We start from the raw sequence: 14,769 nt of genomic DNA, 5'->3' as shown, positions 1-14,769 counted from the left end.
GCGCAAATGGGATTGGGGAAACGTCAGGCGATCAGCGTGTGGGCGATGTCGCGCGCGACCTTGGTGATGTCGGCCTGGGAGGCGTCCAGGCCGCGGGCTGCCATGAGGACGATGTTGACGCTGAGCAGGGCGGATCGGATGCGCAGGGCCTCGTCGATGGGGGCGTCGGGGCCGACCAGGATCGCGAAGAGTTCGTTGAGTTTGCCGAACGCGCTCTCGCGGCCGTGTTCCTGGTGCAGTTCGCGGACGACGTGCTGGTTGGCCATGGCGAATTTCATGGCGGCCATGCCGCTGCCGGCGCTGAGCTCGACCATCCGGTCGATGGTCTGCGGGAGCAGGTCGGGGCCGGGCGGCTGCTCGCGGGCCCAGGTGACCAGGCCGTCGATCGCGTCGAGGTGGGCGTCGAAGATCGAGCGGACGATGCTTTCCTTGCTGCTGTAGTGGTAGTACAGCGCGGCTTTGGTGATGCCGAGGCGTTCGGCGATCTCGCGAAGGGACGTGGCTTCGTAGCCGCGTTCGGTGAACAGCTCGATGGCCACCTTGCGGATCTCCGCCTTCGTGTCGGCGCCTCGCCGCTGCCCTGCCGTCATGGCTGTTCATCCTCCCGATGCATCACGCCGTTTGCTAACTTACCGTGCGGCAAGTAGGCTACTAACCGGCCGGTAAGCAAGAATACCGAAAGAAGTCTGCCGTGACTCCACCACAACCCACCCGATTCACTCATCGCGAGATCATGGTGACGATGAGCGGTCTCGTGATCGCCATGCTGCTCGCCATGCTCGACAACATGATCGTGGCGCCCGCGCTGCCCACGATCGTCGGCGAACTGCACGGTCTGAACCATCTGGCCTGGGTGACCACCGGGTACGTGCTGGCCTCGACCGTCGCCACCCCGATCTGGGGCAAGCTCGGCGACCTGCTCGGGCGCCGCATCACGTTCCTCACCTCGATCGCGATCTTCCTGGTCGGCTCGGCGCTGTGCGGCATGGCACAGAACATGGGCGAGCTGGTCGCGTTCCGCGCGGTGCAGGGCCTCGGCGCCGGCGGCCTGATGGTCGGTGTCATGTCGGTCCTCGCGGACATCGTGCCGCCCCGGGAGCGCGGCAAGTACCAGGGCGTCATGATGGCCGTCATGCCGGTCGCGATGATCGGCGGTCCCCTGGTCGGCGGCTTCATCACCGACAACCTGAACTGGCGCTGGGCGTTCTACGTCAACCTGCCGCTCGGCATCGTCGCCCTCGGCGTCTGCTGGGTCGTGCTGGCCAAGCTGCCGCGCGGCGCCGGCAAGGCGACCATCGACTGGCTCGGTGCGGCGCTGCTCAGCGTCTGGATCACCGCGCTGGTCCTGATCACCACGTGGGGCGGCAGCCAGTACGACTGGGCCTCCCCGCAGATCCTCGGCCTGCTCGCGCTGACCGTCGTCGCGTTCGTCGCGTTCGTCATGGTCGAGCGGCGCGTCAAGGAGCCGATCATGCCGCTGTCGGTCTTCGCCAACCGTAACTTCGCGCTGGCCGGTGCGCTCAGCCTGATCGTCGGCTTCGCGATGTTCGGCGGCATCACCCTGCTGCCGCAGTTCCAGCAGTACGTGCAGGGCGCCTCGGCCACCAACAGCGGTCTGCTGCTGATGCCGATGATGCTCGCCGCGATGACCGTCTCCCTGGTCGGCGGCCAGGTGATCACCCGCACCGGGCACTACCGGGCGCTCCCGATCATCGGGACCGTGCTGATGACCGGCGGCCTGGCCCTGTTCGCCACCATGGACACCGGCACCTCGCGGCTCATGACCAGCGTGTTCATGGTCGTGCTGGGCGCCGGCATGGGCTGCCTGATGCAGACCACCATGCTGATCGCGCAGAACAGTTCGCCGCTCAACGCGATCGGTGCGGCGACCGGCGCGGCCACCTTCCTGCGCAACATGGGCGGCTCGCTCGGTGTCTCGCTGCTGAGCACGCTCTACATCAACCGGCTGCTCGACTCGTTCAGCGCCAACGCCGGGGCCGCCGCGGCCGGGGCGACCGGCGCGGGCTCCGGCTCGGCCGCCGCGATGACGCCGGCCATGCTGCGGGCGCTGCCGGAGCCGATCCAGCACGCGTTCGCGGTGGGGGTCAGCGACGGGATCCAGGCCGCCTTCATGTGGGGCGCGATCGCGGCCGCGGTGGGCATCGTCGTGGCGCTGTTCATCAAGCACGTGCCGCTGCGCGGGTTCGCCGACGCTCCGAAGCCGGAGGTGGCGGCGGCCGAGGCGGAGATGCAGACCGCGTAACCGCGGTTCCGGTCACGGCAGGCGGGAACGGGCGGCGATCACTCGATCGCCGCCCGATTCTCGTTCTCAGAACGCGTAACGCACGTGCAGGTAGGGCGTGCGGGCGGCGATCAGGTCGAGCAGGGCGGCCACGTGACGACCCTTCTCGCCGGTGCGATAGCGGACGTTCCAGGAACCGTTCTGGGAACGTTTCGGCTGCTGGAGATCGGGCCGCCAGATCAGTTCCTCGGCCTTCGGATGCCAGCCGAGATTCACCTCGTGCAGATCGCGGTTGTGGGTGAGGAAAATGACCTCGGCCGCCAGTTGTCTCTTCGCGGCCGGGCCGATCCCGGCGTCGAGCTGATCCAGCAGCAGCGCCCAGTCGTCGAGCCAGCCGTCCCGGACCACGACCGGGCTGAAATTGACGTGGACCTCGTAGCCGGCCTCGACGAAATCGTCGATCGCGGCGATCCGTTCGGCCACCGGCGACGTGCGGATGTCCAGGACTTTGGCGTCGGCGACAGGCATCAACGAAAACCTGATTCGCGTACGGCCGTGCGGGTCCCACGACAGCATGTCGCGGTTCACGTGCTTGGTCGCGAACGACGCCTTCGCGTGCGGCAGCCACCGGAACAGCTCGACCAGGTCGTGGACGTTGTCGCTGATGCGGGCGTCGACACTGCAGTCCGAGTTCTCGCCGATGTCGTAGACCCAGGCGGCCGGATCGCACTCGTTCGGGGTGGCCTTCTCGCCCTGACGGCTGGCGTGCTTACCGACGTACCCGATGATTCTTTCGATGTTGGAAAAGACCGTGATCGGGTTGCTGTAACCCTTGTGGCGCGGGACGTAGCAATAGGCGCAGGCCATCGCGCAACCGTTGGCGGTGGACGGGGCGATGAAGTCGGCCGAGCGCCCGTTCGGCCGGGCGGTCAGCGTCTTCTTGACGCCGAGGACGAGCGCTTCCCGTTTGATGCGGACCCAGCGATTGACGTTCGTCTCGTCGCCGTAGAGCTCGGGAATCCGGTTGTGGCTCTCGACCTCGACGAGTTCCGCGTCGGGAAAACGGGCCAGGATCTCCCGGCCGCGTTGCAGCTGGGCGGCGGCCGGTTCGACGTAGATGCGGCGGATATCCAGCAACTGGCTCACAACTTCATAATCTTATGAGCTTGGTGCGATATTGCGCTGGGCACGAATCCGCCTGAGCATCTGCTCCTGTGGCATGCTGAGATCGACTCGATGGACCTGAACGCCGTCAAACTCCTCCACCGTAATCTGTGTAAAATCGCGAAGCTCAGCGATCGTCACCGGCTCTTCTGCGAAGTACTCCGTAAGCTGATGGATGAGGTCGAAGCCCGGCGCACGGCGGCGCTCGAGGTCAGCAATAATGTCCTTGAGATCGATATATCCACCTTCCTCACCCCAGGTCTCGGTGTGTCCTCCCTGTGGAAAGTCCCGCGGCCCGCACCCGCTCGGGAATTCTCGAACCAATTCGAGCGCCGCATCCTCTACGGTTCTGGCAGACACCCCGTTTGAAACCTCATGCATTTCGATAAGATTACCGCCGTGCGCCGCATGAGCGGAGATCCGGCAGCTCCTGGTCTCGGAGTTGGTAATTCCGACTTTAAAAGCTCGCAAACGCGGAAAATGCATCAGATATACGAAGTACGGCGCCTCGGGATCCACCGGGGTAACGCATCTGAGGCAGGGTGCGACGCCGCGAAGTAGGTCCGTCGCCGAGATCAGTCGTTCAGCTCCGCACGACAGACAGTGTGCAGCGACCTTCATCCCGTAAGCGGCATACCCATCGTGGATCCGCCGCAGGTTGTAGGCAGCAAACAAGGCCGTCTGCTCCTCGGCCAACGGAGCCGCAAGGCAAGTACCACATGTATTGACCGCCGGATCTTCACCGCGCCTGGTCCGTGGCTGCATTGCCAGGCTCCATTCGCTCGTGGTGCCACAGGTCACGCACTCCCGCCGGATCAGCGACCCGGAATGATCCATCTGATCGGCCAACTCCTCAGCAGTCACCGGCTCACCATGTTGATTCCGAGCGACGTAGCCACCGGTGAGCGCCAAACGCGCGGCCTCGATCTTCAAAGTAGTTGAAATCGATGGATCCGCAGCCAGTGCCAGAGCAAGGGAACAAGTATTACAGTGCCGCGTAGCACTATTGCGAACGTCCGAATATGGAATTTGCTGGAACGATCCGCAAGTCGTGCACTCACAACGCCGCGGGGCTCGGGAATCTCGATGCGGTCCATGCGGTCGCCAGCCCAGCCGTAGGTAGGTTTCATCGATACAGGCAAGGCATCGGCCTGGCGCTCCAGCACGATTCGCGCTCATCGCGATCTTGCAGTCGGGACACAGCCGCTCCGCCATGACAGCCTCCATACCTCAGGTTGGGACACCGTAGCGGGCCGGTACGACAAATCGCCGCTCCCAAGCACCCTTGGAGGTGATTTCTGGCTGTTCCGGCATTTTGCCGCGCATTCGGCCCAGTCCTGTCCTCCCAAACGATGAGCTGGTTGAAGGTGGTTCGTGCTGCCTCGCAGCATGACCTGACCTCCGCATCCATAAAGCAGGGTGAGACGCGCCCGACCGAGCCCTGGACGCGCCTCACCTAGTGCTGTAGATAGATCAGGAGCGATACACGCCGAACTCGTAGAGCGAATAGCCGTACGCCGTGGCGCGGGCCGTGTTGTTCACCCGGACATATCGTCCGGATCCGCTGACCGAGAGCGTGTCGAACCCGCCGTCACCCGCGGTCGTCGCATAGACGTTGGTCCAGCTGTTGCCGTCGTTCGAGGTCTGGATCTGGTACGACGTCGCGTACGCCGCCTCCCAGGCCAGCGCGACCTTGTCGAACGACTGCACCGACCCCAGGTCGACCTGCAGCCAGGACGTGTCGACCCACTCGCTGGCCCAGCGCGTGCCGTAGTCGCCGTCGACCGCGTACGACGGCAGCTGCGGCCCGTTCGTACCGGTCGGCTGGTACGTCGACGCCGTGACGGTCCTGCCGCGGGCCAGGTTCGTGCCGGCGATCACCGGCGGGACGACCTTGAACGAGCGCTGCTCGATGCCCACGTTGCCCTGGCCGTCGTAGGCGTAGACGTAGACCTTCCAGACGCCGAGGGTCTCCGGGGCCCGTACAGTGAACTGGCCGTCCCCGGTCTGGGTGTAGGTCAGGTACCGCAGGCCCTTGTTGCCGTTGATGTGTTTGTCACTGGCCATCAGGTTGTAGCGGATGGTGTCGCCCTGCGGGTCGGTCGTGGTCGTGCTCACGGTGAACGTCCCGCCGGCCGGCACCGCGGTCGGCGTGCTGACCGTCATCGCCGAGATCTCCGGCGCCGTGTTCGGCACCGGCTGACCGGTGTACGCCTCGCGCAGCGCGGCATAGCCGAGCCGTCGCCAGCCGCCGGTCGTGGTGTTCAGCCACACCCCGCCGAAGTCGTTCTCCAGGCCGTAGTGGAACTCGGTCGCGCCGAGCGCCACGCCCGCATGTCCCTTGATGGCATTCCAGCTGTACGCGTAACCGGCCTTCTTCTGCAGGTCGGACGGTTCGGTCGGCACCCCGTTGGCGTCGTTGGGCACCTCCCACTCGCCGGCCGGGCCGCCCTCGGTGAGGATGTACGGCTTGGTGTAGCCGCCGGCGATCCAGTCCCGCTTGACGGTGTCGATCGCGCCGTACGAGTTGACGGCGAGGAGATCGAGCGAGGGCGAGTACTGCTTGTAGTACGTCCACGCGTACGTGTAGGCGTCGGTCGAGGTCACCGGGTGGTTCGGGTCGGCGCCGTGGATGGCGTCGGCCAGCTCGTTGACGAACTTCGCGTAACCCACCCGTCGCGCCTCGACCTCGGCCGCGGACAGCCCGTAGTTCTGCATCTCCAGGATGACCTCGTTGCCGACGTCCCAGAGCAGCACGCCCTGCCGGCCCTTGAGCTGGTTCACCCAGTTCAGCACGTCGGCCTTGGCCGCCGTCCTGTAGGCGGTGTCGTTCACGTAGTCGGCGCCGTGGTTGAGCCACAATCCGACGATCACCTTGATCCCGAAGCGGGCCGCGGTGTCGAGCAGCAGTGGCGTGTTCGCGTCCGGACCCCAGATGCGGATCGTGTTGACGCCCATGTTCTTCAGGTCGCGCATGTACCCGTCGGCGGCGGCCTGCGGCGGGCCGTAGGTCATGCCCTTGACCGTCCACGGCGTGCCGTTGACCGTCAGCGTCCAGTTGCCCTGGGTGCCGGTGACCTTGACGACGCTCGGGCCGGCCGGGATCGCCGGGTCGGTCATCGCCGCCGCGGCCGTACCGGTCTGCTTGGACACGGTCACCGAGTCGACGCTGAGCACGCCTCCACTCGTCGTGTCGGCCGTCGGCGTGGTCACGCCGGCGATCGCGTTCGGCAGGGAGCCGCCGATCGCCAGGTCCAGCCGCAGGTAGAAGCCGTGGTGCACGGCGGCGTCCCACGCGGTGACGCCGACCTGCGACTCGCGGACCACCCAGGTCTGCCGGCCGTCGAGGTAGAAGCGGATCTCCTCGTCGGTCTTCGTCCGGTCGATGACCTGCGAATACTCGTGGTAGCCGGCCTGGCAGCCGACGCAGGAGGCGAAGCCCGAGGATCGTCCGGTGTACTCGGCGCACGGGCCGTCCGGGGCCGTCCCGCAGTGCAGGGTCTGCGCGAGCTGGTCGCGGCCGTTGACGTCGGTCATGATGTCGGTCTCACCGACCGACGGCCAGTTGGTGAAGTTTCCGCGGTAGGCGGCGCCGGTGGCGCGGAAACCGGGCCAGTAACCCAGGCCGCTGGTGACACCGGGCTGCTTGAGCACGGCGCTGAACTTGAGGAGCTCGCCCGGCTGCGGGTTGAAGTCGGTGCGCTGGGTCTCGATGCGGCCCGAGGTCCACTTGCCGGCGCCGTCACGGACCGCCTTGATGCTCAGCTTGCCGGCGCCGTCGAGGGCGACGTTCGTGGTGGAGTCGCTGGCGGTCTCGACCGAACCGGTGCCCCAGTTGGCGGCGCCGCCGGGATACTGGGTGCCGGTGCGGAGCAGCCAGTTCGCGGTGCTCGGGGAGGTGCCGGCGGTGCCGTCGAAGTTCTCCTGCCACACCGTGGTGTAGTTGGGGTCCTGGGGCGGCTGGCTCGTGGGGGTGGTTCCGCCGGTGGTCAGGACCTTGAACTCGTAGAGCGAGTAGCCGTAGCCGCCGCTTCGCACGGTGCCGTACAGCCGGACGTATCGCCCATTACCCGAAATATTGAGATTTTCCGTGCCGCCGGGGCCGGTCGTCGTGGTGTAGACGTTGGTCCAGGTGTTGCCATCCGGACTCGTCTGGATTTGGTACGACTTTCCGTAGGCGCTCTCCCACTGGAGCGCCACGCCGCAGATCGCCGTGGTCGCGCCCAGGTCGACGCGGATCCACTGCGGGTCGGCGAACAGGCTGGACCAGCGCGTTCCGGTGTTGCCGTCGAAGGCCTTGTCGGCGCCCACGTCCGCACCCTCGGCCGAGGAGGCGGTGGCCGGCCTGCCCTGAGCGGCGTTGGTCGTGCAGTCGCCGGTCGAGGTGGTCGAGCCGGTGGAGCCGTAGACCTTGAACTCGTACAGCGAGTAGCCGTAGCCGCTGCTGCGGGCAGTTCCGTACAGCCGGACATATCGCCCGCTGCCGTTCACCGTCAGGGTCTCGGTGCCGCCGGGGCCGGTTGTGGTGGTGTAGACGTTGGTCCAGGTATTGCCATCCGGACTCGTCTGAATTTGGTACGACTTGGCGTACGCGCCCTCCCACTGCAGCACGACCTTCGTGACCGTGGCGGTGGCGCCCAGGTCGACGCGGATCCACTGAGGGTCGGCGAACTGGCTCGACCAGCGGGTGCCGTCGTTGCCGTCGAACGCGTTGGCCGGGCCGACGTCAGCGCCCTCCTGCGACGAGGCGGTGGCCGGTTTGCCCTGCGAGAGCAGGGTGTCGGCGGCGCTGGCGGCGGTCGTGACGGCGACCGCGGCGAGGCCGAGCAACAGGGCGAGGACTGCCGCGACGACAGGTCTACGCCGACCGTGCACGGGTAGCTGACTCATGATCACACCCCATGGGGGACGATTAGTTCCGGAACAGGGAAAGCGCTCTCCAAGCGAACGCGATTGTTTCGCTCATGTTGCCGGAGGTCAATACTTCCCATTGACATCCACGGTTCCGGAACTGCAAGCTCCGGCTCGTGAATGCGAATCCCCGCCTGCTCGTCGCGGCCCTCGCCCTCGGACTCGCCGCGTGCGGCTCCCCCACCGTCCCGCCGGTCCCGCCGTCCCCCGGCCCACCGGCCTTCGGCGGCACCGACCTGGCCTGGATCGAGATCAACATCGCGATGGACGAGGAGTTGCTGCCGCTGCTCGACCTCGCACCCAGCCACGGCCGTTCAGGGGCCCTGAAGGCGACGTCCGAGCAGGTCAAGACGTTCACGAACGCCGAGCTGGCCGAACTGCGGCAGCTGCACGACGAGGCCGGGATGCCGGCCGAGAACCAGCACAAGGGGATGCCGATGCCGGGGATGGTGACCCCGGAGCTGCTGACCCGGGCGACGGGGCTGAGCGGGGCGGCATTCGACGAGGTGCTGGCCACGAGCGTCCGGGAACACCTGGAGCAGGGCCACAAGCTGGCCCTGAGCGAGCAGTCGGCGGGGGCCGAAACGCGCACGAAGGAGCTGGCGGGCCGCATTATCGAAACACGTGAGGCGACCCTGAAGGATCTCCAGAAAGATTCCTGAGATATTTCGCGGAAAAGTGTTATCCAAAGAATGGGAGCGCCCCGGCCGGGGGCAGGCTGTGCTGGCGCCCCGGCCGGGGGCTGTCGGTGGGGGCGCTCATCGCGTACCCGATAGGGGGTTTAGGGAAGTTCGTAGTTCTCGTTGAGGGCGGCACCGCGGTCGGGCTTGTACTGGTCGAAGCCGCGCGGGTTGCACTGCAGGCCGCCGTTGATGCAGTGGGTGGTGAGGGCGGCGAGGACGGCCGGGTCCCAGGCGTTGTAGACGTCGTAGTGGAACGAGTAGCCGCGGCCGCTGGAGAAGTGGACGTTGGCCATGTTGCCGGAGACCGGCCAGGCCATCTTGAACTCGATCATCGGGACGGCGACCGGGTGTGAGGCCGGGCAGACCCCGACGATCGGGTACGCCATGTGGCTCTTGTGGTCGGGGGTGTCCAGGTGCAGGCCGTCCCAGCAGCTCGGGGCCTGGAAGCGGACGTTGAGCTGGGAGCCGGCGACGCAGTTGGCCGGGATGTCCCACTGGCGGGTGAGGTCGCCGCACTCGAAGCCCTCGACCGCGCCCGGGTGGTTGCGGAACTCGTCGAGGGTGGAGGTGGGGCTGCCGACGACGTAGCGCAGGCCCGGCGGGAACGGGCGGACGCTGGTGTAGTCGATCACGCCGCTCTTGTAGTAGATGACCTGCGGTCCGTCCGGCTGGACGGCGGTGTCGCCGTTGAGCAGGGTCGGCATCCAGTAACCGGTGCGGTCACCGGGGGTGATGCACGAGGTGGTGCCGGCCTGCAGCGAGGCGAGGGTGGTGTTGGCGTTCGTGGTGCGGTTGCCCATGAACGTGTGCGAGTGCGAGGCGCCGGGCAGGCCGGGGAAGACGATCGGGTCGTCGTTCAGGTTCGTGCGGCTGACCGAGCAGTTGGCCTGGAACTCGCGGTGGGTGACCGGCGGGTTCTGGGCGGGCGGGACCTTGGTGGACGGGACGACACCGGTGACCGGCGGGTTCGCCATCACGTAGCCCGGGCCGTCGGAGGCCGGCGGCGTGACCGACGACGTTCCGTAGACCTGGAACTCGTACAGCGAGTAGCCGTAGCCGGTGCCGCGCTGGGTGCCGTACATCCGGACGTACCGGCCGGAGCCGTTGACCGACAGCGTCTGGTTGCCGCCGGCGCCCGTCGTCGTGCTGTAGACGGTGGTCCAGGTGTTCCCGTCGGGCGAGGTCTGGATCTGGTACGACTTGGCGTACGCCGCCTCCCACTGCAGCTTGACCTGCGTGATCGTGGCGGTGGCGCCCAGATCGACGCGCAGCCACTGCGGGTCGGCCCAGAGGCTGCCCCAGCGGGTGTCGGAGCGGCCGTCGACGGCGGCGATGGCCGGGGACTCGCCGTTCTCGGTGGAGGAGGCGAGGGCCGGCTTGCCCTGTGAGAGCAGGGTGTCCGCGGCATAGGCGGACTGCGTGACGGTCAGCGTGGCGCTGACCAGTGCGAGCGCCGCCAACGGCGCCAGCAGTTTCTTCAGGTGCACGGGGGATCTCCCAAGGCTTGGAGGACGGAACGCTTGGAGAGCGCTTTCCAGTTTTCGAGCGGCTGACCACGTACGTCAATGGTTTGGGGTTCCGGAACATCGCGAACCGCCCAGCCGGCGGCGAATCGGCCGGCACGACCGGCGGGGCGGAAAGCGCTCTCCGTCGCGTGCTATAAACACGGGCATGCAGAGCCACCGGCTACCGACGCTCGAGGACGTAGCCCGCGTGGCCGGCGTCTCGCGGGCCACCGTCTCGCGGGTCGTCAACGGCGTCCGCAACGTCGACCCGCAGCTGCATCAGCTGGTCTGGACCGCCGTCGAGCAGACCGGTTACGTGCCCAACCGGCTGGCCCGCTCCCTGGTCACCCGGCGCACCGGCACGGTGGCGCTCGTCGTCTCCGACTCGGAGACGCACGACGACGATCCTTTCATGAGCCGGTTCTTCGCGGATCCGTACTTCGGGCGGGTCGTCGGCGGCCTGATGAGCGTGCTGCGGCCGGCCGGGGTGCAGCTGGCGTTGCAGATGGTCGGGGCCGACGGGCACAAGCGCCTGATCGGCGACCTGCGCAACGGGCAGGCCGACGGCGCCGTGGTGCTGTCGCTGCCCGCCCGTGACCCGCTGCCCGGGCTGCTGGCCGACGCCCGGATCCCGGCCGTGCTGATCGGGCGGCCGGCCGAACCGGTGCCGATCAGCTACGTCGACCTGGCCAACGAGACCGGCGCCGCGCTGGCCGCCGAGCGCCTGGTCGCCCGGGGCTGCCAGCGGGTCGGCATGATCTCCGGGCCGGCCGACGTGCCGGCCAGTCAGGACCGGATCACCGGTTTCCAGCGGGCGATGGCCCGGCACGGGCACGCCTGGGTTCCGTCCGCGGCCGGGAACTTCACCCAGGACAGCGGCGAGCGGGCGATGCGGGCTCTCATGCCGGAGCAACTGGACGGCGTGTTCGTGGCCAACGACCTGATGGCGCTCGGTGCGCTGCTGGTGCTGCGGGACGCCGGGAAACGGGTGCCGGAGGACGTGGCGGTGGTCGGTTTCGACGACAGCAGCGCCGCCCTGGCCGCGCGGCCGACGCTGACGACCGTGCGCCATCCGCTGGAGGACATGGCCGCCGAGGCTGCCAAACTTCTCCTGGCCCGGGTGGAGGATCCGGCGGCCCGGGTAAGTTCGGTCATATACGAGCCCACCCTGGTGAGCCGCCAGTCAGCATGACCGATGCGTTGTGTGACGTCTCCAATACTTCCGAAAACCTATAGGCCCGATATAGATTGGGGTCGGTCGTCGGAAAGGACACCCTCACATGACCATCTCGCAGACCCCCGCGGCCTTCGTGACCAACCAGGACCTGGACCCGATCCGCCTGCGGCGGGCCTTCGGTGTCTTTCCCAGTGGAGTCGTCGCCGTCGCGGCCTCCGTCGACGGCCGGCTCGTCGGGCTTGCCGCCAGCTCGTTCACCTCGGTCAGCCTCGACCCGCCACTGGTCTCGTTCTCCATCGCGAACACGTCCAAGACCTGGCCCGACCTGCGACGCGCCGACCACCTCGGGGTGACCGTGCTCGCCGCGCACCACAGCGCAATCTGCCGGCAGCTGGCCGGGCCGGTGGCGCATCGCTTCGAAGGCATCCAGGCGTCCGTCAGCGAAGACGGGGCCGTGACCATCGACGACGGGCTGGCGCGGTTCGACACCACGATCTATCGCGAGGTCGAGGCCGGGGACCACACGATCATCCTGCTCCGGTTGCACGGGGTGGATCACCCGGCCGATCAGGCGGAGGAGCTCGGGCCGCTGGTGTTCCACCGGTCGGCCTTCGGGCGGCTCACCGCCGAGTGAGGCCGCGCTGCCGGGGCTTGTTCAGCCCGATGGGCAGCGCCGGCCTGGTCCGGAGATAGCGGGCGGGCTCACACCTTCGCATCGGCGGTCGGGATGCGGGTCGGCCGCTCGTTCACCGCGACCCGGATCGGGCGTTCGGCCGGCACGGCCCGGGTCGGGCGCTCCGCGATCAGCGGCCGGCTCGTGCCCCGCAGCAGGGCCTCCATCCCGGAGGCACCGGCGTCCACGGTCCACGGCTCCAGCGGCCGGGACCGGAACAGCGCGCGCAGGTCCGTCGGCACGAGGTGCGCGACCTCGGCCGGCGACACCGCACGCGGCACCGGGTACGGCGCGACCGGGCGCGGCAGCAGGTGGGCGGAGTCGGCCGTCGCGTTCAGCTCGGACAGCACCGCGCGGACCAGGAACGCCGCGTCCCCGCCGTCGGTGTAGAGGCGGTCGGCGACCCGGTCCAGGAACCGGCGGCAGTCCACGATCTCGACGATCCGGTCGGACTCGGGCCGGGGCAGCGTACGCCGGAGGTCTTCCGGCAGGTGGGCGGTCAGGCGACGGTACGCCGATGCGGGCAGCAGCTCGCTCAGTACGCCGAGCACCGTGGCGGTGACCCGGCGGCTCTCGTTGCGGCCGTGCAGGCGACCGCTTCTCTGGATACGGGTCAGCAGATCGTGCTGGTCCATGGGTGGCGCCTCCTCGCGCCCCGGCGTCGGCCGTCGCGTGCCGGGGCGCACCCGGGTACCCGCGGAAATCCCCTCCAAACGGGACTGTCGGGTACTTCACCGAACCGGGAGCCGGCCGCGAGCGCCACGGCCGGCATGATCACACCGGACCGGGGTCAGCCGAGGACGCGGCGGGACTCGGCGGTGAGCAGGTCGGCCGCGCGGGCCAGGGAGTCCAGCCGGGCCAGCGTCCTCTCCCCGGTGGGGGCCAGGGCGTCGTCGTTCTTGCCGACGATCCAGTCCCCGGAGGCGTAGAACGTGCCGGCCTTCACCTGGTCCAGCCGGGCCAGCAGTTCGTCGCTCAGCAGCCGCCGCCCGTCCTCGGAGCTCTCCTTGCGGCGGTCGCCGAGCGCGCGCAGGGACAGCAGCGGCAGCCCGGCCGTGGGATGACGGACCGCGAACGCCGTCCCGGCGGTGCCGCCCTTGTCCGCGTACTCGAAGACATGGAATTCGCGGCTGTTGCGATGACCGGAGACGAGGTAGGCGGCGCCCGGCGAACCCGCGTCGAGGATCGGCAGGCCGAGCCGGGTGATCAGGTCGGCGTCGCGGCGCTGGAACGTGGCCGACTGCGCGGCGGCCAAGCGCGGGCGGCCGCGGCGCACCCGGAGACTGGAGACGAGCATCGCCAGGCCGCCGAACAGGAACAGCGCGCCCAGCAGCGAGACCAGGGTGCCCCAGACCGGATGGCCCGAGCGGAACAGGCTGACCCCGCCGTAGGAGATCGCAGCGCCGATCACCGCGCAGACGATCCGGGCCGTGATCGGTGCCTTCGGTTCGGTGCCGCCGAGAGGCGCGGGCACCGGGGCGGGCACGGTGTAGCCGGCCACGCGGCGGAAGTCGTCGACCCGGGCCTGCTCGGCGGCGGCGTCCTCGGTGGTGAGCGCGGTGACCAGGCGCCGGCTCAGGTCGATGGTCTCGTCGACGAACTTCTCGATCCGGGCCGGGGACGCCTGCGGGGACCGGGCCCGGACGAGCCGGGTGCCCTCGGCCGCGAACGCCGGCACCGAGTAGTCCTTCGGCTTGATCCCGAACCGGGCGACCAGCAGCGCCCGCGCCTCGGGGCCGGTGTCGTCGCTGAACGGGCTTTCCAGGCCGGGGATCACGACCATGCGCGGGACCGCGACGGGCAGCGTGACCACGCACGCCTCCTGCTCCTCGCGACCGGTCCGCACATAGGAGAAGATCTGGAAGCGTACGGCGTTCCGGTGCCCGGTGACGATGTCCCGGCTCGCCGGGCCGGCCGGGAGGTAGGCCGGCAGGCCCGCGCTGGACGCGCCCATCGGATCGGACCCGGCGTAGATCCAGTTGTGCTCGGCGGCGAGCGCGCGCCTCCCGGCCGGGGTGCGCCACACCACCCACTGCCGGCGCACCACGACGAGCAGCAGCAGCGCGGCCAGGCCGAACAGCACGTAACCGGCCCACCGCCAGCGCCGGTCGCCGCGGGCCAGGTCCTCCGGCTGGTTCTGGTCCCGGTAGCGCTCCATCCGCTCCGAGTAGGTGCCACGGACGTCGTCGGAGCCGCTCCCGAAGGCGATGCACGTGTCGCCGGGGTGCATCAGCTTGCCGTCGCACTCCGGCTGGTACGCCTGGATCAGGCGTTGTGACTCCCGGTTCAGCGCGTCCGGCGACGACGAGTGGCCGTCCACGATCAGCCACCCGATCCCGGCGATCACCAGGGCGACGAGGGTCGTCACGCATCGCCGCAGCGCGTTCGAGGTCATGCGCGCCACCCTAGTGATA

General features: G+C 68.5%; 11 protein-coding genes. 4 read left to right on the top strand and 7 right to left on the bottom strand.

Features of this window, described 5'->3' with window-relative positions; all coding sequences use genetic code 11:
* Window positions 1–23 precede the first annotated feature (23 nt).
* Window positions 24–590 carry a TetR/AcrR family transcriptional regulator gene (locus tag ACSHV8_RS07480; RefSeq protein ID WP_436530727.1) on the bottom strand — a complete coding sequence of 189 codons (567 nt, stop codon included), beginning with the start codon at window positions 588–590 and terminating at the stop codon, window positions 24–26.
* A gap of 152 nt (window positions 591–742) precedes the next feature.
* Here ACSHV8_RS07480 and ACSHV8_RS07475 point away from each other — a divergent pair, with 152 nt between their 5' ends.
* Window positions 743–2,263: an MDR family MFS transporter gene (locus ACSHV8_RS07475; RefSeq protein ID WP_436530725.1), complete on the top strand. Its 1,521-nt coding sequence runs from the start codon at window positions 743–745 to the stop codon at window positions 2,261–2,263.
* 66 nt (window positions 2,264–2,329) lie between these two features.
* On the opposite strand, the gene ACSHV8_RS07470 is transcribed toward ACSHV8_RS07475, so the two are convergent.
* The 3 genes from ACSHV8_RS07470 to ACSHV8_RS07460 all read right to left on the bottom strand — a co-directional run bounded on the left by ACSHV8_RS07470 (window position 2,330) and on the right by ACSHV8_RS07460 (window position 8,281).
* Window positions 2,330–3,388, bottom strand: a complete 1,059-nt coding sequence (locus ACSHV8_RS07470) for a spore photoproduct lyase family protein (RefSeq protein ID WP_436530723.1) — start codon at window positions 3,386–3,388, stop codon at window positions 2,330–2,332.
* A 12-nt stretch (window positions 3,389–3,400) separates the two neighbouring features.
* Complete coding sequence (locus ACSHV8_RS07465) at window positions 3,401–4,270, bottom strand: hypothetical protein (protein WP_436530721.1); 870 nt, start codon at window positions 4,268–4,270, stop codon at window positions 3,401–3,403.
* Between the two features lie 609 nt (window positions 4,271–4,879).
* Window positions 4,880–8,281 carry a discoidin domain-containing protein gene (locus ACSHV8_RS07460; protein ID WP_436530719.1) on the bottom strand — a complete coding sequence of 1,134 codons (3,402 nt, stop codon included), beginning with the start codon at window positions 8,279–8,281 and terminating at the stop codon, window positions 4,880–4,882.
* Window positions 8,282–8,433: 152 nt separating this feature from the next.
* Here ACSHV8_RS07460 and ACSHV8_RS07455 point away from each other — a divergent pair, with 152 nt between their 5' ends.
* Window positions 8,434–8,979, top strand: coding sequence for a DUF305 domain-containing protein (locus tag ACSHV8_RS07455; protein WP_436530717.1), 546 nt, complete (start codon window positions 8,434–8,436; stop codon window positions 8,977–8,979).
* Between the two features lie 119 nt (window positions 8,980–9,098).
* On the opposite strand, the gene ACSHV8_RS07450 is transcribed toward ACSHV8_RS07455, so the two are convergent.
* On the bottom strand, window positions 9,099–10,487 hold the full coding sequence (locus ACSHV8_RS07450) for a DUF1996 domain-containing protein (protein ID WP_436530715.1): 1,389 nt from the start codon (window positions 10,485–10,487) through the stop codon (window positions 9,099–9,101).
* A gap of 184 nt (window positions 10,488–10,671) precedes the next feature.
* Between ACSHV8_RS07450 and ACSHV8_RS07445 the strand changes: the two genes are divergently transcribed.
* Both ACSHV8_RS07445 and ACSHV8_RS07440 read left to right on the top strand, forming a co-directional pair.
* Window positions 10,672–11,697 (top strand): LacI family DNA-binding transcriptional regulator, encoded by a 1,026-nt coding sequence (locus ACSHV8_RS07445; protein ID WP_436530713.1) that lies wholly within the window; start codon window positions 10,672–10,674, stop codon window positions 11,695–11,697.
* 88 nt (window positions 11,698–11,785) lie between these two features.
* Complete coding sequence (locus ACSHV8_RS07440; RefSeq protein WP_436530711.1) at window positions 11,786–12,316, top strand: flavin reductase family protein; 531 nt, start codon at window positions 11,786–11,788, stop codon at window positions 12,314–12,316.
* Window positions 12,317–12,384: 68 nt separating this feature from the next.
* On the opposite strand, the gene ACSHV8_RS07435 is transcribed toward ACSHV8_RS07440, so the two are convergent.
* Both ACSHV8_RS07435 and ACSHV8_RS07430 read right to left on the bottom strand, forming a co-directional pair.
* Window positions 12,385–12,990: a DUF2267 domain-containing protein gene (locus ACSHV8_RS07435; protein ID WP_436530709.1), complete on the bottom strand. Its 606-nt coding sequence runs from the start codon at window positions 12,988–12,990 to the stop codon at window positions 12,385–12,387.
* Between the two features lie 155 nt (window positions 12,991–13,145).
* Window positions 13,146–14,750 (bottom strand): hypothetical protein, encoded by a 1,605-nt coding sequence (locus ACSHV8_RS07430; protein WP_436530707.1) that lies wholly within the window; start codon window positions 14,748–14,750, stop codon window positions 13,146–13,148.
* Between the last annotated feature and the right edge of the window lie 19 nt (window positions 14,751–14,769).

Source organism: Actinoplanes sp. HUAS TT8 (assembly GCF_051380535.1).
In the GTDB taxonomy this organism is placed as follows: domain Bacteria; phylum Actinomycetota; class Actinomycetes; order Mycobacteriales; family Micromonosporaceae; genus Actinoplanes.
This window is presented reverse-complemented; position numbering and strand designations above follow the sequence as displayed.

Bases quoted from the DNA above. Each gene is read 5' to 3' on its own strand.
- ACSHV8_RS07440 (WP_436530711.1), top strand. From the start codon at position 11,786: ATGACCATCTCGCAGACCCCCGCGGCCTTCGTGACCAACCAGGACCTG.
- ACSHV8_RS07475 (WP_436530725.1), top strand. From the start codon at position 743: ATGAGCGGTCTCGTGATCGCCATGCTGCTCGCCATGCTCGACAACATG.
- ACSHV8_RS07435 (WP_436530709.1), bottom strand. From the start codon at position 12,990: ATGGACCAGCACGATCTGCTGACCCGTATCCAGAGAAGCGGTCGCCTG.
- ACSHV8_RS07445 (WP_436530713.1), top strand. From the start codon at position 10,672: ATGCAGAGCCACCGGCTACCGACGCTCGAGGACGTAGCCCGCGTGGCC.
- ACSHV8_RS07430 (WP_436530707.1), bottom strand. From the start codon at position 14,750: ATGACCTCGAACGCGCTGCGGCGATGCGTGACGACCCTCGTCGCCCTG.
- ACSHV8_RS07480 (WP_436530727.1), bottom strand. From the start codon at position 590: ATGACGGCAGGGCAGCGGCGAGGCGCCGACACGAAGGCGGAGATCCGC.